Origin of the sequence: Paenibacillus sp. alder61, assembly GCF_020179875.1 — a bacterium.
GTDB lineage: Bacteria > Bacillota > Bacilli > Paenibacillales > Paenibacillaceae > Fontibacillus > Fontibacillus faecis.
On the sequence record NZ_JAIUDG010000005.1, the window covers coordinates 241,909 to 264,606 of the forward strand.

General features: G+C 56.2%; 15 protein-coding genes. 14 read left to right on the top strand and 1 reads right to left on the bottom strand.

Features of this window, described 5'->3' with window-relative positions:
• From LBW89_RS07390 to LBW89_RS07400, 3 genes are all read left to right on the top strand, one after another.
• Positions 1–612, top strand: a complete 612-nt coding sequence (locus LBW89_RS07390) for a hypothetical protein (RefSeq protein ID WP_148456582.1) — start codon at positions 1–3, stop codon at positions 610–612.
• Between the two features lie 18 nt (positions 613–630).
• The gene (locus tag LBW89_RS07395) at positions 631–1,647 is read left to right on the top strand and encodes a glycosyltransferase family 2 protein (RefSeq protein ID WP_148456584.1); all 1,017 of its coding nucleotides are present in this window, start codon (positions 631–633) and stop codon (positions 1,645–1,647) included.
• A gap of 131 nt (positions 1,648–1,778) precedes the next feature.
• Positions 1,779–4,193, top strand: a complete 2,415-nt coding sequence (locus LBW89_RS07400) for a glycoside hydrolase family 3 C-terminal domain-containing protein (protein WP_148456586.1) — start codon at positions 1,779–1,781, stop codon at positions 4,191–4,193.
• A gap of 1,846 nt (positions 4,194–6,039) precedes the next feature.
• Here LBW89_RS07400 and LBW89_RS07405 read toward each other — a convergent pair.
• Entirely contained in the window at positions 6,040–6,219 is a 180-nt protein-coding gene (locus tag LBW89_RS07405) for a hypothetical protein (protein ID WP_213508157.1), read from the bottom strand.
• A 639-nt stretch (positions 6,220–6,858) separates the two neighbouring features.
• Here LBW89_RS07405 and LBW89_RS07410 point away from each other — a divergent pair.
• The 11 genes from LBW89_RS07410 to LBW89_RS07460 all read left to right on the top strand — a co-directional run bounded on the left by LBW89_RS07410 (position 6,859) and on the right by LBW89_RS07460 (position 22,624).
• The gene (locus LBW89_RS07410) at positions 6,859–7,908 is read left to right on the top strand and encodes a LacI family DNA-binding transcriptional regulator (RefSeq protein ID WP_148456590.1); all 1,050 of its coding nucleotides are present in this window, start codon (positions 6,859–6,861) and stop codon (positions 7,906–7,908) included.
• Between the two features lie 333 nt (positions 7,909–8,241).
• The gene (locus LBW89_RS07415; RefSeq protein WP_148456592.1) at positions 8,242–9,609 is read left to right on the top strand and encodes an ABC transporter substrate-binding protein; all 1,368 of its coding nucleotides are present in this window, start codon (positions 8,242–8,244) and stop codon (positions 9,607–9,609) included.
• 119 nt (positions 9,610–9,728) lie between these two features.
• Positions 9,729–12,683 (top strand): extracellular solute-binding protein, encoded by a 2,955-nt coding sequence (locus tag LBW89_RS07420; RefSeq protein ID WP_148456594.1) that lies wholly within the window; start codon positions 9,729–9,731, stop codon positions 12,681–12,683.
• A gap of 13 nt (positions 12,684–12,696) precedes the next feature.
• The gene (locus LBW89_RS07425) at positions 12,697–13,605 is read left to right on the top strand and encodes a carbohydrate ABC transporter permease (protein ID WP_148456596.1); all 909 of its coding nucleotides are present in this window, start codon (positions 12,697–12,699) and stop codon (positions 13,603–13,605) included.
• A 143-nt stretch (positions 13,606–13,748) separates the two neighbouring features.
• Positions 13,749–14,543 carry a carbohydrate ABC transporter permease gene (locus LBW89_RS07430; protein ID WP_373317747.1) on the top strand — a complete coding sequence of 265 codons (795 nt, stop codon included), beginning with the start codon at positions 13,749–13,751 and terminating at the stop codon, positions 14,541–14,543.
• A gap of 10 nt (positions 14,544–14,553) precedes the next feature.
• Complete coding sequence (locus LBW89_RS07435; protein WP_148456598.1) at positions 14,554–16,065, top strand: NHL repeat-containing protein; 1,512 nt, start codon at positions 14,554–14,556, stop codon at positions 16,063–16,065.
• Positions 16,046–16,666: a Yip1 family protein gene (locus tag LBW89_RS07440; protein WP_148456600.1), complete on the top strand. Its 621-nt coding sequence runs from the start codon at positions 16,046–16,048 to the stop codon at positions 16,664–16,666. The genes LBW89_RS07435 and LBW89_RS07440 overlap by 20 nt, the downstream gene beginning before the upstream one ends.
• A gap of 12 nt (positions 16,667–16,678) precedes the next feature.
• The gene (locus tag LBW89_RS07445; protein ID WP_225038873.1) at positions 16,679–19,255 is read left to right on the top strand and encodes a DUF5696 domain-containing protein; all 2,577 of its coding nucleotides are present in this window, start codon (positions 16,679–16,681) and stop codon (positions 19,253–19,255) included.
• Positions 19,252–20,157: a carbohydrate ABC transporter permease gene (locus tag LBW89_RS07450; RefSeq protein ID WP_148456603.1), complete on the top strand. Its 906-nt coding sequence runs from the start codon at positions 19,252–19,254 to the stop codon at positions 20,155–20,157. Before LBW89_RS07445 ends, LBW89_RS07450 begins: the two co-directional genes overlap by 4 nt.
• A 15-nt stretch (positions 20,158–20,172) precedes the next feature.
• The gene (locus LBW89_RS07455; RefSeq protein WP_211373350.1) at positions 20,173–21,213 is read left to right on the top strand and encodes a carbohydrate ABC transporter permease; all 1,041 of its coding nucleotides are present in this window, start codon (positions 20,173–20,175) and stop codon (positions 21,211–21,213) included.
• A gap of 34 nt (positions 21,214–21,247) precedes the next feature.
• Positions 21,248–22,624 carry a glycosyl hydrolase gene (locus LBW89_RS07460; protein ID WP_225038874.1) on the top strand — a complete coding sequence of 459 codons (1,377 nt, stop codon included), beginning with the start codon at positions 21,248–21,250 and terminating at the stop codon, positions 22,622–22,624.
• Positions 22,625–22,698: the final 74 nt, after the last annotated feature.

The window sequence follows — 22,698 nt, forward strand, 5'->3', positions numbered from 1 at the left end:
ATGAACAACCCAAAAACGACGCCGGGCCCGCTCGGCTTCTGGGCGAGGTACAAAGAAAAACACCCCAATATTGCTCAGTTTCTGGTATTCTTTATGTTGAGCAACGGAATTACCGTCTTGCAGCTCGTACTTATGCCGGTATTTAAAAGCATGTTTGCCGGGACTTCCCTGGTCCATTCGAGCTTTCAGGTGCTGCAGTTCGGCCATAACTTCGACGGAAGTCCTTATTACGTGTTCGATTATGCCGCAGGCTCGCTTTCTTCCGGCGGCGGTGGCGGTCTGGCCTATTTCCTGGCCGTTCAGATCACGATCGCGATCGCGCAGATTCTCAACTTTTTCGTGCAAAGAAGCATTACGTTCAAATCGAACAGCAATATCTGGAAGGCGGCCTTCTGGTATGTCGTGGCCTATATCGTCATTACGATCGGCGCCGCCGCAGCGCAAGGCTTTTATAAAGCGCCGATTTACAACTTGTTTATGAACACATGGGGGATGGGCTCCGTGGGCGAAACGACCGCGGACGTGATCACGATGATCATCAACAGCGCGATTTCTTTCTGGGTGTTCTTCCCGATTTTCAAAATTATTTTCAAACAAGAATCCGAAAAGTAGAACAGGTAGTGTGAATATATGAAACTATTATCTATTGTTATCCCTTGCTATAATTCGCAGGATTATATGAGATACTGCATCGAATCCCTGCTTCCCGGCGGAGACCGTGTCGAGGTGATTGTCGTGAACGACGGCTCCCGAGACCAAACCGCCGACATCGCCAATGAGTACGCGGAGCGGTATCCCACGATCGTGAAGGCGGTCCATCAGGAAAACGGCGGTCACGGAGCCGCGGTGAATGCGGGAATTCGGCATGCGTCCGGATTGTATTTTAAGGTCGTTGACAGTGATGATTGGGTCGATATTCGCGCGTATCTGAAAATAGTAAAAGCCTTATCCGATCTGGCGAGCCAACATAAAACGGTGGATATGCTGATCAGCAATTTTGTGTACGAAAAAGAAGGCGCGAAGTACAGAAAGATCATGAAATACAACGATGTTCTGCCGGAAGGGAAGGTTTTCACCTGGGACGAAGTCAAGCCCTTCCGGAAAGGGCAGTACATCTTGATGCATTCCGTGATCTACCGGACCCAGTTGTTGCGGGATTGCGGCCTGGAGCTGCCAAAGCATACTTTTTACGTCGATAATTTGTTTGTGTATACGCCGCTTGAGCATGTGAAGACGATGTACTATCTCAATGTGGATTTCTACCGGTATTATATCGGCCGGGAAGACCAGTCCGTGCAGGAAAGCATCATGATTAAGAGAATCGATCAGCAGTTGAAAGTGAACAAGCTGATGATCGAGCAGGTGGAACTCGAGCGGATCCAGAACGAGAATCTTCGCCGTTATATGCTCAAGCATCTGGAGATTGTAACGGTCGTATCGGTCATTCTGCTGATCCGTTCGGGCACGGTCGAAAATTTGCAAAAGCGAAAAGAGCTGTGGAAGTATATCAAGGAGAAGGATGTAAGACTCTACCGCCATCTGAAATACGGCATTATGGGCGGACTGATCAGCTTGCCGGGGCGCGCGGGGCGCAGCATTTCCGTCGGAGCTTACAAAATATCGCAAAGATTGGTAGGGTTCAATTAACCCTAGCGGAAGCAGGAGCCGAATGAGGTTTCCTGCTTCTTTATATTAGATTGTCCCCGAAATCTATAGTAGAATGTTCTATACGCGGTCATCCTTGAACTTACCGCCTAGACCATAAAAGAGGAATAGAGATGAAGTATAAAGAACTCATTGCGAGCATGACCTTGGAAGAGAAAGCGTCCTTGATGTCGGGGAAGGATTTTTGGCAGTCCCAGGATATCGAGCGTCTGGGGATTCCCAGCATGTTTCTTGCCGATGGACCGCATGGAATCCGAAAACAAGCTGTGGCGGCGGATAAATTGGGGCTGAATGCCGGTGTGCCCGCGACCTGTTTTCCTACGGCGGCCACGGTGGCCAATAGCTGGAATCCGGAGCTCGGAGAAAAGGTCGGGGAGTATCTCGGAGAAGAAGCCATTACCCAGAAAGTAAACGTATTGCTCGGACCTGGCGTGAATATGAAGCGGAACCCGCTGTGCGGCAGAAACTTCGAGTATTTCAGCGAAGATCCTTACCTGGCGGGGAAAATGGCGGCAAGCTATATCAGGGGCATCCAGTCCCAGGGCATTTCCGCTTGCGTGAAGCATTTTGCCGTCAACAACCAGGAGCAAAGACGGATGTCGATCGACGCGATCGTCGATGAGCGGACGCTGCGGGAGATCTACCTGACGGCGTTCGAAATTGCCGTGAAAGAGGGCAAGACCAAATCGATCATGTCTTCCTATAACAAGCTGAACGGAACTTACACCAACGAAAGTCTGCATTTGATGCGAGACATTTTGCGCGGGGAGTGGGGCTATCAGGGGACGGTCATCACGGATTGGGGCGGGAGCAACGACCGGGTGGCCGGGCTGCTGGCCGGCAACGAACTGGAAATGCCGACGACGGGAGGGGAGACGGACCGGGACATCGTCCTTGCCGTCCGCGGCGGGGAACTTCCGGAAGAAGTGCTGGATGAATGTGTGGACCGGCTGCTGGATCTGATTTTTACGACAGAGGCCGTTTACCGCAGACCGCATATCGATTTCAATGTGGAGCATCACCACCGCGTGTCCCAGAAGGTCGCGGAAGAGTCGATCGTACTGCTTAAGAACGAGGACGGCATTCTCCCGCTCAAGTTCGGCAAAAAGGTGGCGGTGATCGGGGAGTTCGCCCAGCACGCCAGATACCAGGGGGCGGGTTCCTCCATCGTCAATCCCACGATTCTCGACCATACGATGGACTGTTTCGAGGAATCGGGCATTATCAGCATCGGTTATGAGCAAGGGTTCGAACGTTACGGAAAGAAAAATCCGAAGAAAATCGAAAAAGCCTGCGCCTTGGCCGCGAAGGCAGACGTCATCCTGCTGTACATCGGCCTGGATGAAGTGACGGAAGCCGACGGGCTGGACCGGCAAAATATGCGGATCCCGGACAACCAGATCGATTTGCTGGACGCCCTGTACCGGGTCAATCCCAACATCGTAGCCATCCTGTCCTGCGGCTCCGCCGTCGAAATGCCCTGGATCGGCAAAGTGAAAGGCTTGCTCCATGGGTATTTGGGAGGACAGGCCGGGGCTCGGGCCATCCTGCGGGTTCTCTCGGGCGACGTGAATCCCTCGGGGAAATTGGCGGAAACGTACCCGCTTCATTACGAGGATACGCCGTCGGCTCCTTATTTCCCCGGCAATGAAGTCACCGCGGAATACAGGGAAAGCATCTATATCGGCTACAGGTATTTCGATACGGCGCAGGTGGACGTGCTGTTTCCGTTCGGATACGGGCTCAGCTACACCACGTTCGAATATTCGGATATCCGGGTGAACCGGGACGGCGTCACCTTCCGATTGGCCAATTCGGGGTCTACGGCCGGGATGGAAGTGGCTCAGCTTTACGTCGGCTGCAAGTCGCGGGAGATCTTTAGACCGGCAAAAGAGTTGAAGGGATTTGCCAAAGTGTTTATCAACGCGGGAGAGTCCAAAACGGTCACGATCCCTTTCGATGACAAAACCTTCCGGTATTTCAACGTAAAGACCGACTCCTGGGAGGTCGAGGCGGCGGAATACCGCATTATGATCGGAGCCTCCAGCGCGGATATCCGGTTGGAGGACACGCTTTTCGTGGAAGGAACGGGAGCGCCATTGCCCTACGATAAAGACAAGCTTCCTTCCTATTACTCGGGGAACGTGCGGCAGGTCGGCGCCGTGGAATTCGAACAGCTGATCGGCCGTCCCCTGCCGGTGGCCGATTGGGATCGGTCCCGACCGCTCGGCTACAACGACACGATTGAGCAGTGCCAATATGCCAAGGGGGCGATCGCCAGACTGGCTTACCATGGCATCGTGTTTGCCCATTGGTTTTTACGAAAAATCGGCAAGCGAAGCGCGGCGAATCTGATCATGATGTCTATCTATCATCTCCCGTTCCGCGGCATTGCCCGAATGACGGGCGGTGCCGTGAACATGCCGATGGTGGACGGCCTTCTGATGATGGCCAACGGCCGCTTCTTTAAAGGCTTGCGCCACTTTTTGAAGCAGAGGCGGTTAAAGCGGAGGGCGGAAAGAGCTTAGCGGGGATTCCTGCTAAGCCCTCGCTTCGTAGACTCGGTATTGTGCCAGCGCCGGTCTACCCATGAGTTAATAGAAGTGATATAGCGGGCTTTCGGAAACGTTATCTCGGTGGTGAACTCCGCCCAAGTAACGAACTGAAAGTCCGTTTTTATGCTGCCGCCTCCGGCAAAAGACCAAGCCGAAGGTGGGGAGGGGGCGAGCATTGCGTTTGATGCTGGCCGGTGGGTAGCGATGGGGAAAAGGGAGTCCGCGGCGTGCAGTCGTGTAAACGGCGACCCTTCCAGATGCTAGGGCACCAGATTGTCCCCCTCACTCTGGCTCTTAGGCACCGGATGTAGGGCCCGGTACTTGGTCAGGATTGAAGGCCCGGCACTTGGTTCGGGATTGAAGACCAAGGCCATTGTGGCCGGGCCGAAATTCTAACGGAAGCCATAGCCGCTATTTCGTCCATTTGAGGCGATTGCAAATTCTAACGGACGCAATAGCTGCTATTTCCGTAAAATGGGGTCATTTGGGCGGGAAACTGAACAAATAGGCGCTACCATTTCCGTTAGAATTCCAAAAGTGCGGATTTTTGCGAAATAGCAGCTATTATGTCCGTTAGAGTTAGCGATGCTGCGTCCGTTAGCTCTAGCTATGTCAGCTAGAGCTGGTTGTGTCCGTTAGAAAGAGTGGTGTCAGCTAGAGCTATTATGTCCGTTAAAGTTAGCTAGGTCTGTAGAGTCAGCTGAGTCCGTTAAAGTAGCTGAACCAGCGCCCGGCGTGCAGTTCGCGTTAGATCCAATGTGCGGCGTTGTCCACAGTGTGTGTGGTGTGTGCGGCGTGTGCGGCGTGGTCCGCGGTGTGTGCGCAGTGTATCGTGTATTCGAGCAGTCGTGCAGTTGAGAGTCGTGCGAATCGGACCGATTCGATTCTAGGGCCCCGGATTGCAGCCCCTGCACTTGGTTGGGGATCGAAGGCCAAAGCCATTGGCGCAGCCGAAATTCTAACGGAAGCCATAGCCGCTATTTCGTCCATTTGAGGCGATTGCAAATTCTAACGGACGCAGTAGCCGCTATTTCCGTAAAATGAGGTCATTTGGGCGGGAAACTGAACAAATAGGCGCTACCATTTCCGTTAGAATTCCAAAAGTGCGGATTTTTGCGAAATAGCAGCTATTATGTCCGTTAGAGTTAGCGATGCTGCGTCCGTTAGCTCTAGCTATGTCAGCTAGAGCTGGTTGTGTCCGTTAGAAAGAGTGGTGTCAGCTAGAGCTATTATGTCCGTTAAAGTTAGCTAGGTCTGTAGAGTCAGCTGAGTTCGTTAAAGTAGCTGAACCAGCGCCCGGCGTGCAGTTCGCGTTAGATCCAATGTGCGGCGTTGTCCACAGTGTCCGCGGTGTGCGCAGTGTGTCGTGTAGATCGGCCGATCCGACTCAAAGGATTCGGATTGTAGCCCCGGCTCCTGGTTCGGGATTGAAGGGAAAGCCAAGGCCATTGGCCGGGCCGAAATTCTAACGGAAGCCATAGCCGCTATTTTGTCCATTTGGGACAATTGCAAATTCTAACGGACGCAGTAGCCGCTATTTCCGTAAAATGAGGTCATTTTGGTGGGAAAGTCAACAAATAGGCGCTAATATGTCCGTTAGAGTTAGCGATGGCCCCGGCTCAGCTCTAAGGCTCCGGATCCTAAGCCATAGTCATTAACCCCGGGCTGCTAACTCCGGCTAAGGCCCGGGGCCGGTGTTCTCGGCCAGTAATCGCCGTCAAACATTTGGTTAAACCTCTGATGGTACGAAGGGGTTCACCGTCCGCCCGGGGAACATGGTCCCGGGAGGCCGGCATCCGCAAAAAAAGGGGGGGGGAGGTTAGCCTTTCTCGATCAGTTCCAGCTTCTCAAGAATACGGATCGTCGTCATGGCCGACATGCGGACGGACAGCTCGATGCTGGCCTTGGAAATGCCATCGGCTTCGAGGGCTTCCCGGTTCGCTGCGGTTACTTCATTGATTACTTCATCCACAAGCTTATGTACGATCGCTTTGTCCATGATCACACCTCCTTTCTCCTGCAATTTCCTGCTAAATTCCTATAAAAATAATCTATCGAGGATAGTTCGGCCTGCGACGGTAACGGAGTCTACGAGAACTACGAGAACTACGAGAACTACGAGAACTACGAGAACTACGAGAACTACGAGAACTACGAGAACTACGAGATCTGCGAGATCTTGAGAACTACGAGATCTTGAGATCTACAAGGTCTACGAGGTCTACGAGGTCTACGAGATCTACGAGGTCTACGAGATCTACGAGATCTACGAGGTCTTAAGATCTACGAGGCTTCGAAGTCTACGGAGCCTACGAGGTCTAGGATGTTTACGAAGTCTACGAAGTTTACGGTGCCGCTGCGGTCTCCCTCTTATTATATTTATCGGATGGTCCGCTGAATGTGTTCAGTTTCTGTGATAAAATAATCGGAAATTGACTTTTCCGGCAGAGGTCCTCAACCGCTTTCGCAACCACTTCGCAACTACTCCACAACTATTCCACAACTTATAGTTTGGGTTTATGGCTTTTCCGTGGTATTATGAGATTGACCTAACGGAACCTAACAAAAGGCGAAATCCAAGTAGTCTAGTTAAGATGAAGCGATTTCGATAAAATTTGCATTCAAGTAGGTAGATACGATGAAAAAGGTAACCATCCAGGAAATCGCGGACTTCTCCGGGGTTTCCAAGTTTGCGGTCTCCCGGGCGCTCTCGGGAAAACCGGGAGTCAGCGCGCAGACGAGAGAAATGATTCTAAAGGCGGCGGGGCAGCTCGGCTACTTCAAAGACGGAGGCAAATCAAGCGCCTCCGCAGCCTCCCCTGCCTCCGCTTGGAATCTGTCTGCGGACGGGGAGGGAGTAGCCCGGGTCGGCGCGATCCTGGTGCTTTTCCCGAATGTGCGCTATCAGAACACGGATTCTTTATACTGGGGGCCGGTATTCAACGGGATTTCCGCCCGCCTGAATCAGATAGGCGCGGACATTCTGACGCTGACGGAACCGTCGGGGGATTCGATGTTCTCGCTGCTTAATCCGAAGGCGATCGGCGGGATTCTGACGATCGGCTCCGTGTCCACGCAAATTTTGCTTGAGATCCAGAGGCTCGACATCCCCGTCGTGATGGTCGACCATCACGACCCGGCGTTTCAAAGCGACTCGGTATTTACGGACAATTTGTCCGCGATGCGCGAAATGATGATCAAACTGATCAGCAAAGGGTACCGCAACTTTCAGTTTGTCGGACAAATCGGGGATGCGCCTAGCTTTTACGAGCGCTGGCTGGGATTCCGTTCCGTGCTGGAGGATTATAAGCTGGGGCAACGGCAGATTCCCGAATTGATCGGGCCGGAGATCGCCAACATTCACGACACGGTCCCGAGGGTAATCGCAAAGCATCCGCTCCCCGAGGTGTTCGTATGCAACAACGACACGACGGCTCAGTTCGCTATGGAGTCGCTGCAAAGGCAGGGAATCGAGGTTCCCGGCGACGTTCAATTTACGGGGTTTGACAATACCGATCCCGAGCTGCCGCTCCTCGCTACCGTGGATGTGAATAAGGAACTGCTGGGGATGAGGGCTGTGGACAAGCTGGTATGGCGGATGGCCAACCCGTACTCCAACCCGGAGAAGCTTCTGATCCAGGCCGAGGTCGTGCTGAGGGAGAAAACCCAGAAAGAACCGGAACTTTAGAGACAGGTGAGACAGGCTGTTAGTATAAAAACCCTGGCAATGTGCGCATTGCAGGGTTTTTTTGTGTCCGGCTAGTATAAGTTAGCATAAAAATGTAAACGTTAGCATAATTTTATTGACGTGGTTTATAGATAGAGGTATATTATTTGGCAAATAGCAATAACAAGGAGTGGTGATAATTTTAATTTTGTTATGTCTAGTTATCTATACTGTTAGCTAAACTATGCAAAACAAACAAAACAAAGGTACTGAGCGTGGGGAAGGATCAAGAAGAAATCACAAGCGGGGTTCCATGCAAGACAAGGTCTATAGAACAATGGGGAGGTTTCAACCATGAGAAAAATGAAAGGGCTTTCTTTGATTTTGTTCTGTTTGATTTTTCTGCTTTCCGCCTGTGGCGGCGGTAACAATGCGGCCGGAAACACACCGCCGCCCGCTCCGGAAACGGGCAACAAGGCCCCGGAAAATACGGCCGAATCCGAGCCGCCTGCCGCCGAGGAGCCTGCCGTCGACTTGGGCGGCCGCGTGATCAAAGTCGCGGCCTGGTGGGACTTGAAGCCGGCAGGGGCCACCGCCGGTGAGAAAGCGCGCCTCGAAAAAATCGCCGAAGTCGAGAAGAAGTACAACTGCAAAATCGAATTCGTCAACGTCCCTTTTGAGGAATATATGAATAAATTTACGACGAGCGTCCTGGCCGGCGAGCCGTTCGCCGATATCGTCCAATTGGAATATAAGTCCGCGCTGCCCGCGATTTTGAAGGGGCAGCTGCTTCCGATCAGCGAATTTACGACCGAGAAGAACAACATCAACAACAAGGCCGACTTGATGATCAAATCTCCGGCCTTGGGGGGCGGGGAGTACGCCTTCGACAACCCCGGCACGATCGCGCTGGGCATTCATTACAATCGCGATATTTTTAAGAAGCTCGGGCTTCCGGATCTGCAGGAGCTATATAACAAGGGAGAGTGGAACTGGGATAAATTTCTGGAGATTGCGAAGCAAGCAACGAAAGACACGGATAACGACGGCAAGACGGATGTATGGGGCTTTTCCGGCTGGGCGATCGATGCGGTGAAGCATTTTACGGCGGCCAATGGGGGCAAAATCGTCGATGACGAGAACGGCAAGGAAATGCTGTCCGACCCGCGCACGATCGAAGCGGCCGAATTCGTGAACCGCTTGTACAACGTCGATAAGGTCGTGCGGGTAAAATCCGGCAACAAAACAAACTGGGAGGAAACGAACACCTTCCTGGACGGCAATGTGGCGATGTTTGTCGCGGCGGAATGGCAGTTGAAGGACCTGACCTTCGAGGTCGGCGTAGTGCCGATTCCGAACGGGCCGCAGGGCTCACCGAAGCAGACCTACGCCTTTACGGCGGCGGCCGCCAAGTTCATTCCGAAAGGCGTGAAAGATCCGGCCATCGTCTACCAAATCTACGAAGAGACTTTCGATATCCCGCCTACCGAGGAATATCCCGGCCAGGATTATATGGAGAGCATTTACGCCAATCAGGAGGACATCGATATGATCCGCGAGCATATCTCGGGAACCGGAGTCATTACCGTGGATGAGGCGTATCCGAACTATCCTACGGGTGCTTTTGTCGAAGATATTATCGTGAAAAATCAATCCGTAGCCGCCACAGCGGAAAAATACAAACAGCAGGCGCAAGCCGCCGTCGACAAGCTGGGCAAATAGGCGGCCAAGACAGTACCAAATGCTAGTACCGCATGCCTGAATAGCAAGGGAGGGAAGGGACGTGTACGGGCTGCCGCGTCCCTTTCCTGTTCCACACCCGGGTGCGAGGAGGATGGACATTGACAGGGATACGAAAACTGAGCAAGGGATGGGGCTGGCTGCTGGTCACGGCGGCCGCGATCGTGCTGGTCGTTTGGCTCGCGGGGGGATTTGCCGGGGGCGACGGTTCGGCGAGATCCGGCAAGACCGCAACCGCGACGCGGCTTCCGGATATCAAGCTGGTGGCGGGGGGAAAAGAAAGCTCCTCCAGCCCCGCCTATGACGATTATTTAGCCGGGTACAAGAACGCCGCCCGCCCGGAAGCGGAAATCGTCATTCCCGCCGCGGATTATGCCCGCGCCGGGAATGCGGAGGTCCGGAAGCTCCGCGACTATGAGGGCCAGGAGGGGCTCTCCGTTTACACCGGGGAAAAAGGAGAGGTCGAATGGAAGGTCCGGGTGGAGGAAGCGGGCCTTTACAATTTGTCGCTGCTTTACTATCCGGTGGAAGGCAAAAGCTCTTCCATCGAGCGGTCTTTAAAGATCGATGGCCGCTTCCCCTTTGAGGAGGCGGGGTATTTGCAATTTGACCGGATCTGGGACAACGCGAAGCCGGAAATCGAGCGCGATAACCAGGGCAATGAGCTGAGGCCGAAGCAGGTCGAACGGCCGGCCTGGCGGGAGACGGTGTTCAAGGATTCCGACGGATACGTGACGGAGCCGTTCCGGTTTTATTTTGACAAGGGGGAACACACGCTGACGCTGACCGCATCCCGGGAGCCGATGGTGATTCACCGTCTGAAGCTGTTTCAGCAGCCGGAGGCCTTGCCGTATGAGCAGGTGAAGGCCCGGTACGAAGCGGAGGGCGGCGTTCGGGAAACCGCCGGGCACATGATCGTTGTCCAGGCGGAGCAGGCCGTCGCCAAATCGTCGCCGACGCTGTATCCGCTCAGCGAGCGGTCGAGTCCGGGCGTCACCCCGTACAGCGCTTCGAAGGTAAGGATCAATACGATCGGGGGCTACAATTGGCGGCTGCCGGGGCAATGGCTGGAATGGGAAGTCGAGGTTCCCGAGACCGGACTGTACCATATCGGCTTCCGCTCCAAACAAAACTTCGTGCGCGGGATCTATGCGACCCGCCGGCTAACGATTGACGGACAAGTACCGTTCGCGGAAATGAACCGGGCCGCTTTTCGTTATGACAGCGGTTACAGAGTCGATGTGATGGGCGGGGACGACCCGTACCTGTTCAAGCTGGACAAAGGCAAGCATGTGCTGCGCCTGGAGGCCAGCCTCGGCGAATTCGCTCCGCTGCTGCGGCAGGTGGAGGCGAGCCTGCTCAACCTGAACGCCATGTACCGCAAGGTTCTGATGATCACCGGCACCAAGCCGGATGAATTCCGGGATTACCGCGTCGAGCAGCGGATTCCCGAACTGCTGGAGGTGTTCCGGACGGAAAGCGAACGCCTGCGCGCGGTCAGCGCGCGGCTGGTGGAACTGTCCGGGCAATCCGGCGACCAGGAAGCGCTGCTTAAAACGATGGCCCTCCAGTTGGAAGAGATGGTGGAGGAGCCGGAGACGATCCCGCGGCGGCTGGAAACGTACAAGACGAACACCGGGGGGCTCGGCACCTGGCTGCAGCAGGCCAGGGAGCAGCCGCTGATGATCGACGAGATTTACGTCGCCTCCCCCGACAAGAAGCTGCCGGACGGCGGACTCGGGGCGGGGGACAAAATCGTGCACGAATTGTCGACGTTCGCTTCTTCGTTCTTTATCGATTACAACCGGATCGGCAACGTGGCCGAAGAGAAGGACCAGCGGACCGTAACGGTTTGGATCGGCAGCGGCCGGGATCAGGCGAACGCGATCAAAGCGATGATCGACGAAACCTTTACGCCGCAGACCGGCATCAACGTCAATCTGAAGCTGGTCAACATGGGGACCATTCTCCCCGCCACGCTGGCCGGACAGGGTCCGGACGTGGCGATGCAGATCGGCAACGACCTGCCGGTGAATTTCGCCATGCGGAGCGCGGCCGCGGACCTGACGCAGTTCAGCGACTATGAAGAGGTCGCCGCAAGGTTCCGGGAGAGCGCCATCGTCCCTTACAAGTATCGCGACGGCGTCTTCGCGCTGCCGGAAACGCAGACGTTCAACATGCTCTTTTACCGAAAGGACGTCCTGGCCGAGCTGGGCCTAAAGGTCCCCGAGACCTGGGATGACGTCGCCGCCCTGTTGGCCGTCCTGAACAAGAACCATATGGGCTTCGGTCTGCCTGTCGTCACCCAGGCGCCGAACCAGTGGACGACGCTGCCGCCGAACTCGATGTACGCCACTTTGCTGATGCAGAACGGCGGTCAGTTTTACCGCGATGCCGACACGGAATCGGATCTCGATTCCAAGACGGGGATCGAGTCGTTCAAGCAGTGGACGGAATACTACACGGACTACAAGCTGGAGCGGGAATACGATTTCGCCAACCGCTTCCGGACCGGGCAAATGCCGATCGGTATCGCCGACTACACCACCTATAACCAGCTTGCCGTTTTCGCTCCGGAAATTCGCGGGCTGTGGGGCTTCGCGCCGGTGCCCGGCACCAAGCGGGAGGACGGAAGCCTCGATCGCACCGTTCCCGCGGGCGGAAGCGGTGTGCTGATGCTGGAGAGCGCCGCGGACAAGGAGGCGGCCTGGGCATTTATGAAATGGTGGACGAGTGACGAAACGCAAACGAGCTACGGCCGCGAAATGGAAGGCCTGATGGGGGCGGCCGCCCGCTATCCGACCGCCAATATCAAGGCTTTGGAACAGCTGCCTTGGCCGGTGGAAGATTTCGAAAGCCTGGAGGAGCAGTTCCGCTGGGTCGAAGGCATTCCGGAGGTTCCCGGCGGCTACGCCACGGGAAGGCATCTGTTCAACGCGTTTTACCGGTCGGTCATCGGCGGCATCGAACCGCGGGAAGCGATCATGGATTCGGTGCAGTACATCCACGATGAAATCCGCAACAAGCAGAAGGAATTCGGCGGGCTGCGGGAGTAGGGGGGGAATCGACATGCTTAGTTCGTGGTGGGCCTTGAAATGGCGGGAGATGAAGGCCAGTAAGCACTCCTATATTTTGCTGGCCCCTTATATGATTTTGTTCATGCTGTTTACGGTGCTGCCGGTCCTCATCTCCATCGTGCTCAGTTTTACCTATTTCAACATGCTGGAGTTTCCCCGGTTCGTCGGGTGGGACAATTATACCCGGTTGTTCCTGGAGGACGATATATTTCTGACCGCGATGAAAAATACTCTGCTGTTTGCGGCGGTCACCGGACCGGTCAGCTACTTGGCCTGCTTTATCTTTGCCTGGATCATCAATGAACTCGGTCCGAAGATGCGGGCGTTCATGACGCTGGTCTTTTACGCGCCTTCGATATCCGGGAACGTGTATTTTATCTGGCTGATCATTTTTTCGGGAGACCGGTACGGCATCGTCAACGGGTTTCTGATCAAACTCGGCCTGATTTTGGAGCCGATTCAATGGCTCAAGACGGAAAGCTACATCATGCCGATCATCATTCTCGTTCAGCTTTGGCTCAGCTTGGGGACCGGGTTTCTGGCGTTTATCGCCGGGCTGCAGACGGTCGACAAAACGCTGTACGAAGCCGGCGCCGTGGACGGCATCCGCAACCGCTGGCAGGAATTGTGGTTCATCACGCTGCCGTCCATGCGGCCACAGTTGATGTTCGGAGCGGTCATCCAGTTGACCACCTCGTTTGCCGTCGCCGACGTGTCGATTGCGCTGGCCGGGTTTCCGAGCGTCAATTACGCGGCCGAAACGATCGTCACTCACCTGATCGACTACGGGACGACGCGGTTCGAGATGGGCTTTGCTTCGGCGATCGCCACCGTCCTGTTCGTCCTGATGGTCGGCACGAACCTGATCGTCCAGAAACTTTTGCACAAGGTGGGTGAGTAAACGTGAAGGCTGAAACAACAACCAGGATGCCCGGCACCGGACTGGGGAACGACGGCGGACGTCCCGTGAAGCTCAAGCTGAAGCTCCGCGCCGGAAAAAAACGGGTAAACCGTTCGTTCGCCGGCACCTTTTTTCTATTCCTGATGCTGGCGGCGTTCGGCGCGTTCATGGCGCTCCCGCTTGTGTACGCGATCAACAACGCGTTCAAACCGCTGGATGAAATCTTTCTGTTTCCGCCGACGCTGTTTGTCCGCAATCCGACATGGAACAATTTCCTGGATCTGATGAACCTGCTCGGCCAATCGTGGGTCCCGTTCTCCCGCTACATCTTCAATACGGTGTTTATTACGGGGATGGGGATCGTCGGCCATGTCATTCTGGCGTCGGCGGCGGCTTATCCGCTGGCGAAGCACAAGTTCCCGGGCAAGTCGCTGCTGTTCACGACGGTCGTACTGTCGCTCATGTTTACGCCGGTCGTGACGCAGACGCCGAACTATATGATCCTGTCCTGGCTCGGCATGGTCGATACGTATTGGGCGGTCATTATTCCGGCTTTCGCCTACTCGCTCGGGCTTTACCTGATGAAACAGTTCATGGAGCAGATTCCGGACGCGCTGCTGGAGGCGGCGAAGATCGACGGGGCCAGCGAGTACCGCATCTTCTGGTCGATCGTGATGCCGAACGTCAAGCCGGCCTGGCTGACGCTGATCATTCTGCTCTTCCAGATGCTGTGGGGAAGCGACGGGAACGGGTTTATCTACAGCGAGCAGCTCAAGACGCTTCATTACGCGGCCAATCAGATCATTCTGGGCGGGATTGCCCGGGCCGGGGCTGGGGCGGCGGTAGCCCTTATCCTCATGAGCGTTCCGATCACGCTGTTCCTGTTCTCGCAAAGCCGGATTATCGAAACCATGGCCACTTCGGGCATGAAAGACTAGGAGGGAGCCCATGACAGCAAAAAAATGGATCGTTTCGGCCCTCATCGCGGCACTCCTGCTTCCTTCCGGCGAGATTTACGGTTCGTCGCCCCAAGCGGCGGACTTCGCTTCCCCGGCGGCGCCGGCGTCCGAACCCGCTCCGGCACCGTATGAGAGCTACAACTACAATTACTGGGAGGAAGCGACGCCGATGCCGGCCGCCTATCTGCCGGGCCGGTCGATTACCGGCAAGGAGCTGGGCGTCGGCGATTTCGTGGAGCCGGCGGATCTGCATATTTCGGAATCCGGGCTGCTGTACGTGCTGGATTCCGGCAACCAGCGGATCGTGCGGATCGACGGAGATCTGAATGAGGCCGAGGTGATTTCCTCCTTCGACAATGAAGGCAAGCCGGACGGATTCGCCAATCCGTCGGGGATTTTCACGGACGCCGAGGAACGGATTTACGTGGCGGACACGGATCACCGGCGTGTCGTGGTGCTGAGTCCCGAAGGGAAGCTGATCCGCATCATTCAAAATCCGCAGTCGGAGGTGCTGCCGCAGGGATTCCAATTCGTACCGCTCAAGGTGACGGTCGATGAAGCGGGTCGGGTATTTGTGGTCGCCCGCGGGGTCTACGAAGGCATTATGCAATTCGACGAGCAAGGGGATTTCATCGGATATATCGGAACGATCAAGGTGAAACGCAATTATATCGATTATTTCTGGCGGCTGGTCTCCACGAAGGCGCAGATGGCGCAGATGGCGCTATTTATCCCGACCGAGTTTTCCAATCTGGATATCGATCACAAAGGCTTTGTTTACGCGACCAATATCGACGTCGGATCGAAGGAGCCGATCAAGCGCCTGAACCCGTCCGGCGAGGACGTGCTGAAGCGGTTCGGCTATTACGACGTGGCCGGGGATATCTATTATCGCAGGACGACCGGCCCTTCCAAATTCGTGGACATCAAAGTGCTGGGCGACGGGATGTACAGTGCGCTGGATTCGACGCAGGGGCGGGTGTTCACGTATGACGAAAACGGCAACCTGCTCTACATCTACGGAGGACGCGGCAATCAGCTCGGCCTGTTCAAGACGCCGGTCGCCGTCGAGCGGATGGGGGAGCGCCAGTTTGTCCTGGATCGGGGAAAAGGAAGCGTCGTGATGTTCGAACCGACGGAGTTCGGCCTGAACGTCAACGCCGCGGTCCGCCTGCATTACCGGGGAGAGGATGCCGAGGCGGAAGCCTACTGGAACCGGGTGCTCGAATTGAACGGCAATTATGACATCGCGTATATCGGAATCGGCAAGGCCCGGCTGATGCGCAAACAGAACAAGGAAGCGCTCGAGTATTTCAAACTCGGGATGGACCGCAAAAATTATTCGGTCGCCTATAAAAGGTACCGCAGAGAGGTTATGAAGGAGCATTTCGGCACGGTGATGTCAGTGCTGCTCACGGCCGCGCTGGCCTTTGCCGCATACAGGATCGCGAGACGCTGGAAGCAAAGGGGGAAAAGAGGCCATGAAGCAGGACTATCTTAAATTTCCGCTCCATGTGATCGTTCATCCGTTCGACGGATTTTGGGATATGAAATACGAACAAAAAGGGAGGCTGCGCGTGGCTCTGGCCATTGTGGCGTTGCTGATCCTGGCGATGATCGTGCAGAAGCAGTTTTCCGGGTTTCTCGTCAACTTTAACGATCCCCGGCGGATGAACAGCCTTAGCGAGATCGTTTTCGTTCTTTTTCCGTTTTTCTTATGGTGTACCGCCAACTGGTCGGTGACGACGCTCATGGGCGGGGAGGGCAAGTTCAGGGATATCGTGATGGCGACCTCGTATGCGCTCGTTCCGATGGTGCTGATCTATCCGCCGATGACGCTCGCGAGCCGGTTTATGGTGCAGGAGGAGACGGCCTTCTACTATCTGCTGAATACGGTGGCCGCCCTTTGGTTCCTCGGGCTGTTGTTCGTCGGAATCATGACCGTGCACCAGTACACCCCTTCCAAAACGGTGTTGACGATGATCCTGACGGTTATTGTGATGGGGATTATCGTCTTTTTGGGCACGCTCATCTTCAGCATGCTGCAGCAAATCTATGAATTCATCGCAAACATCTACCGAGAGCTCATATTTAGGGTGTAGGGGGCGGAAGACGTGAAAAAAAGAAAACGGACGATAACGCTGCTCGCCTGTGCCGTCATTTTGGCAATCGCCGGGGGATTTCTGCTCTTGAACCAGGGGGCGCCCGCTGCCGACCCCGCCGATTACAAGCCGGCGCCGGTGGCGCCCGAGGCCGGCAAGGAGCTGCGCGCGCTCCCGGATGCCGGGTCCGGCGGCGTTCCGGGCATGACCCTGGTGGCCGAAAACGAAGCGCTGGCCCTGTATTATAACGAGCAGACGGCCGAGGTCGCCGCCAAAGACCGCAAGAGCGGGGAAGTCTGGTACAGCAATCCGGCGGGGCGCAATGAGGACGCGATCGCGTCCCCGTTCGAAAAAGAGGTGATGTCCTCCCAGTTCGCCGTCTCGTTTCGCGATGAAATCGGCACTCTGGAGACGTACTGGAGTTATCCCTGGAGCGTGGTCAACCGGAATTTTACGGCGGAAAGCCTGGAGAACGGTCTCCGGGTGACGTACACCTTGGGGGATGTCTCGCTGGGCATCGACGCGCTGCCGAAACGGATTACCAAGGCCCGGCTGGAGGAGAAGGTGCTCAGCAAGCTGGACGAAACGCTGGCCGCTTATGTCGAGGCCCGCTATTATCCGGTCAAGAACGGTGCGGATTTGCTGGAACGGTTGGATGAGCAGGTGAAGAAACCGCTCGTCCTGAAAAAAATGCTGGCCGCCTTCGAGGAGGCCGGGTATACGGCGGAGGACCTAGCCGCGGACAATGAGGCGAGCGGGACAGCCGCCGGGGGCGGCGCGCAAAAGCCGAAGTTTAGCGTGCCGCTGGAGTATCGGCTGGACGGCGACGCTCTCGTCGTGACGGTGCCGCTGGCCCGGGTGACGGAGAGCGAGAAGCACCGGATCAGCAGCATCGACCTGCTGCGCTTCTTCGGCGCGGCGGGCACGAAAGACGACGGCTATATGCTGGTTCCCGACGGGAGCGGCGCTCTGATCCGGCTCAATAATGGGAAAATCAAAGAGGAGCAATACGTCCAGCGGGTGTACGGCGACGATCCGAACGATAACAGCGTGAGCCGGGGGCAAGTGACCCGGAAGGCGGCCATGCCGGTGTACGGTATGAAAGCCGGAGATACGGGGTGGTTTGCGGTGATCGAGGAAGGCGACGCAATCGCCAGCGTCGCCGCGGACGTCAGCGGCAAGCAAAATGCCTACAACTACGTGTTCAGCCGCTTTAGCGTGCGCGGCGAAGACGAACTGGAACTTTATACGGGCGATCAAATTCAGGAAATTCAGCTGCTGAGCGACGAGCTCTACCGGGGAAACCTGACGGTGCGCTACCGGTTCCTGACCGGAGCGGACGCCAGCTATTCGGGGATGGCCCGGATGTACCGGGAGCAGTTGGCGAAGGACGGCAAGCTCCGTCCGCTGGAAGAAGGCGGGAACCTGCCTTTTTACGTGGATGTGCTCGGCAGCATCGATAAACAAAAATCGTTCCTGGGCATCCCTTATGATGCGGTCGTGCCGATGACGAGCTTCGCGGAGGCGGGGAACATGGCGCAGGCGCTCGCGGAGGAGGGCGTCGCCAATGTGCGGATGCGCTACCTCGGCTGGTTCGGCAAGGGGATGCATCATCGGCCGCCGGTCAAGGCGCAGCCGGACCGCGGGCTTGGCGGGAGCGCCGGCCTGAAGAAATTGGCCGCTCAGCTTGCAGAACAAGGCGGAGCCCTCTATCCCGATGTGGCGTTCCAGTACGTGTACCGGGACGACGGGCATTTCAATCCGTCGGCGGACGCGGCCCGGTTCGTGACCCGGGAAATCGCGGAGCTGCATCCTTATGACCGGAACCTGAACCGGCAGGATATGTATTACGGGACGTATTATCTTTTGTCCCCCGCGAAGCTGCCTTATTACGTAGATAAATTCGCCGACAGTTACGGCAAATACGGCGTGAGCAGGTTGTCGCTGCGCGATCTCGGCGGCGTTCTGAGTTCGGATTACCGGGTGCAGCGGGTCGTGTTCCGCGAGGAAGCCAAGGGAATCGTAACGGAGCGGCTGGGAGTCCTGCGCGAGGCGTTTCCGGACCTGATGGTTTCGGACGCCAACGCCTACAGCTGGCCCTATGCGAAGCACGTGATCGACGTTCCGGTTGCAAGCAGCCGGTTCAGCTTGACGGATGAGGAGGTTCCTTTTTATCAAATGGTCATTCACGGGTATCTCGATTATGCCGGAGCGGTGTTGAATCTGGCCGATGAGCAGAACCTGCGCAAACAGCTGCTGAAATCCGTGGAGTACGGAACGGAGCCGCACTTTCTGTGGTCCGCCGAGCCGACGCCAACGCTGAAGTTCACGCGGTTTGACGGGATGTTCTCGGTGGAGTCCGAGGCCTGGCGGGATGAGGCCGTTAAATTCTACCGGGAGGCAAGCGAGGTGCTCGGCCCGCTGCGCAGCCGTCCGATCCTGGAGCATGTCCGGCATGCGGCGGGCGTGGTGGAAGTGAAATACGAAGGCGGCGCCTCCATCCTGATCAACTATACGGACCGGCCGGTGACCGTGAACGGGATGACCGTGGAAGCGCAGGATTTTACCGCAGGGGGTGACGAGGGGTGAAACCGAAAATATCGATATCTTTAACGCAAAAACGTTCCCTGCTCGGTCTTTTGTTTATCGCCCCATGGCTGATCGGTTTTCTGTTCCTGTTTGCGGGACCGCTGGCTCAGTCGATCCGCTTCAGCTTCAGCAAGCTGATGGTCTCGCCGCAGGGCTATGAGCTGCAAAACGTCGGCTGGAGTAATTTCCACGACGCGCTGTTCGTCGACGCCAACTTCAACCGGATTCTGACGGAATCGGTGGGGGGCATGGCGGTGGACGTGCCGCTGATCCTCTTTTTCAGCCTGTTCTCGGCCGTGCTGCTTAATCAGAAATTTCGTGGAAGGGGTCTGGCGCGGGCGATTTTTTTCCTGCCCGTCATCCTGGCATCCGGGGCGATCGCGGCCGCCGAGAGTTCGGGGCTGATCAATCTCGTCGGAAACAGCGAGGTGGCGGAGCAGCTGGGGCAGGCTTCCTCCCAGTTTAATGTCCGTTCCATGGTGATGATTTTGTCGCAGGCGGGCTTCCCGATCGGCTTTATCGACTACATCGTGGAAGCGGTCATGCGCATTTATGAAATCATCAGCAACTCGGGCGTGCAGATTCTGATCTTTCTGGCGGCGCTGCAGTCGGTGCCCGGGAACCTGTACGAGGTGGCCAAAATCGAGGGGGCCACGGCCTACGAGACGTTCTGGAAAGTGACGTTCCCGATGGTCAGCCCCTTGATTCTGACGAACATCATCTACACGATTATCGATTCTTTCGCGGACAGCCCGGTGACGCAAATGATTTATGAGACGGCGTTCAAGACGCAGAATTTCGGACTGAGCGCCGCGATGGCTTGGCTGTATACGATCGTGGTCAGCCTGCTGCTCGTCGTCATGGGCTACATCGTGGCGCGAAAAACGTTCTACCACAACTAGGAAGGGGGCAGGGGCATGGCGTCGAACCTGAAACTGGCGGATCGATCTCATCTCAAGATTCTGAAAAATCTGCAAGATCTGAATGATGTGACGAATCATAACCGTCTTAACCGCGTGAAAAACAAGTCGCTGGAAGGGCTATGGTCCGTTTGCCGTTTTTTGCTCATTATCGGAATTACGTTTGTGATCCTTTATCCGCTTCTGATGAAGTTCTCGGTCGCGTTCAAGGCGAAGGAGGACATCTATAACCCGACGATATATATGATTCCGGTGCACGTTACCCTGGACAATTTCAAGCTGGGGCTGGATCTGCTGGATTACTGGCCGCTGCTGCTGAATACGATGCTCTACGTGTTCGTGACGATGGTGCTGACGACGATGTCGACCGCGCTGGCGGGCTATGGTTTCGCCCGGTTTCAATTCCCGGGCAGCAACCTCCTGTTCGGTCTCGTGGTGTTGACGATCCTGATCCCGATGAGCACGCTCATGGTGCCGATGTATCTGCACTTCAGAAACTTCGATGTGCTGGGACTGGTCCAGTTGTTCACGGGGAAGGAGGGCGTCAACCTCCTGAACAGCTTCTGGCCGTCCGTCATTACGTCGGCCACGGCGACGGGGCTCAAAGCGGGATTGTTCATCTATATCTTCCGCCAGTTTTTCCGGGGTCTGCCGAAGGAGATCGAGGAAGCGGCGCTGATCGACGGGGCCGGCGGCATCAAAACCTTCTTCACGATCATGCTGCCGAACGCGATTCCGCCCTTGATCACCGTGATGCTGTTCTCGTTCGTGTGGCAGTATAACGATACGTTCTATACCTCGCTGTTTATGAGCGAGAGCGCTCTGATGCCGCTGAAGGTCGCCTCGCTGCCGGCGGATGCGAGCCAGTTCCTGCCCACTTTGATGGGCCTGGATGCGTCGGCGAAGGCGGACCCGAATCATGTGGCGCTCATCGTGGACACCGGTATCCTGCTGGCGATCCTGCCGCTGATCGTGCTGTATCTGTTCGTGCAGCGGCATTTTGTGGAGAGCGTGGAGCGGACCGGGGTCGTGGGTTAGCGAAAATATGCCAAATGGAAGCGGGGGATGGCCGGTGGAACAACTGCGCAAGGCGAATGAGGAAGAAGCGAAGAAGGGACATGAGGGCGGGGAACAGGAGGGCAGGGAGCAAGTGAGCGGGGAACTAAAGAGCGTGGAACAAGAGAGCAGGGGGCAAGAGGGCAGGGAGCAAGTAAGCGGGGAACACGTGAGCGTGGAACATGAGAGCAAGGAGCAAGAGGGCAGGGAGCAAGAGAGCAGGGAACAAGAGAGCGGGGAGCAAGAGAGCGGGGAACACGAGAGCAGGGGGCAAGTGAACGGGGAACTAGAGAGCAGGGAACAAGTGAGCAACAAACAAGCAAACAAGGAGTTGCAAGAGCCGGAACATGGCGAGAAGGTGGCGAAAGATCCCAAGTTTCAGGTGGAGCCGGTGCTGGTCCACCCGGCCGCCTCGCCGGAGGCGCGGGGATTGATGCGATATCTATGCGGCATTTACGGGCGGAGCATGCTGACCGGACAGCAGATTGGCGTCCTGTCGACGCCGGAGCTGGACTTGATCCATGAGGTGACCGGCCGTTATCCGGCGGTGGCCGGTTTCGACTTCATGAATTACTCCCCGTCCCGCGTGGAACGGGGGGTGACTTGCCGGGATACGGACCTGGCGATCGACTGGTGGAAAAACCGCGGCGGAATCGTGACCTTTTGCTGGCATTGGAACGCGCCGAAGGATTTGATCGATCTGCCGCCGGACCGGACATGGGGCAGTGGATTTTACACGAAGGCGACGACCTTCGATGTGAAGAAGGCGATGGCGAATACAGGCTCGGAGGAGTACCGGTTGATCCTGCGGGATATCGACGCCATCGCGATAGAACTGAAGCGGCTGGCGGATGCGCGGGTTCCGGTGCTGTGGCGTCCCCTGCATGAAGCGTCGGGCGGCTGGTTCTGGTGGGGAGCCAAGGGGCCGGAGCCATGCATCGCGTTATGGAAGCTGATGTATCACCGGCTGACTTACGAGCATGGGTTGAACCATCTGATCTGGGTATGGAACGGGCAGCATGCCGACTGGTATCCGGGCGACGAGTTCGTCGACATCATGGGTGAAGACATTTATGCGCCTGTCCGGGATTATTCTTCCCAGCAGGAGCGTTTTAGGACCGCAGAATCTTACACACGGACTTCCAAAATCATAGCGCTGTCGGAAAACGGCGTCGTTCCCGATCCGGACCGGATGGCCGAGGACGGAACGCCGTGGGCTTGGAACTGTACCTGGTACGGTACGTTCGTGTACCGGGAGGAGGAGGACGGCAGGCTCGCGTACTCGGAAGAGTACACCGAGCTGGAGCAACTGCGGAAGACGTACCGTCATTCCAGGACGATCACGCTGGAGGAACTGCCGGACTGGGAGGAGTGGATGAAGAATAAGGAATGAAGGAGGAAGAGGTGAAAGAGGACGGGATGACGAGGGAGTGAAGGAGGAATGAATGAGAAGAAGGGGGGATAAAG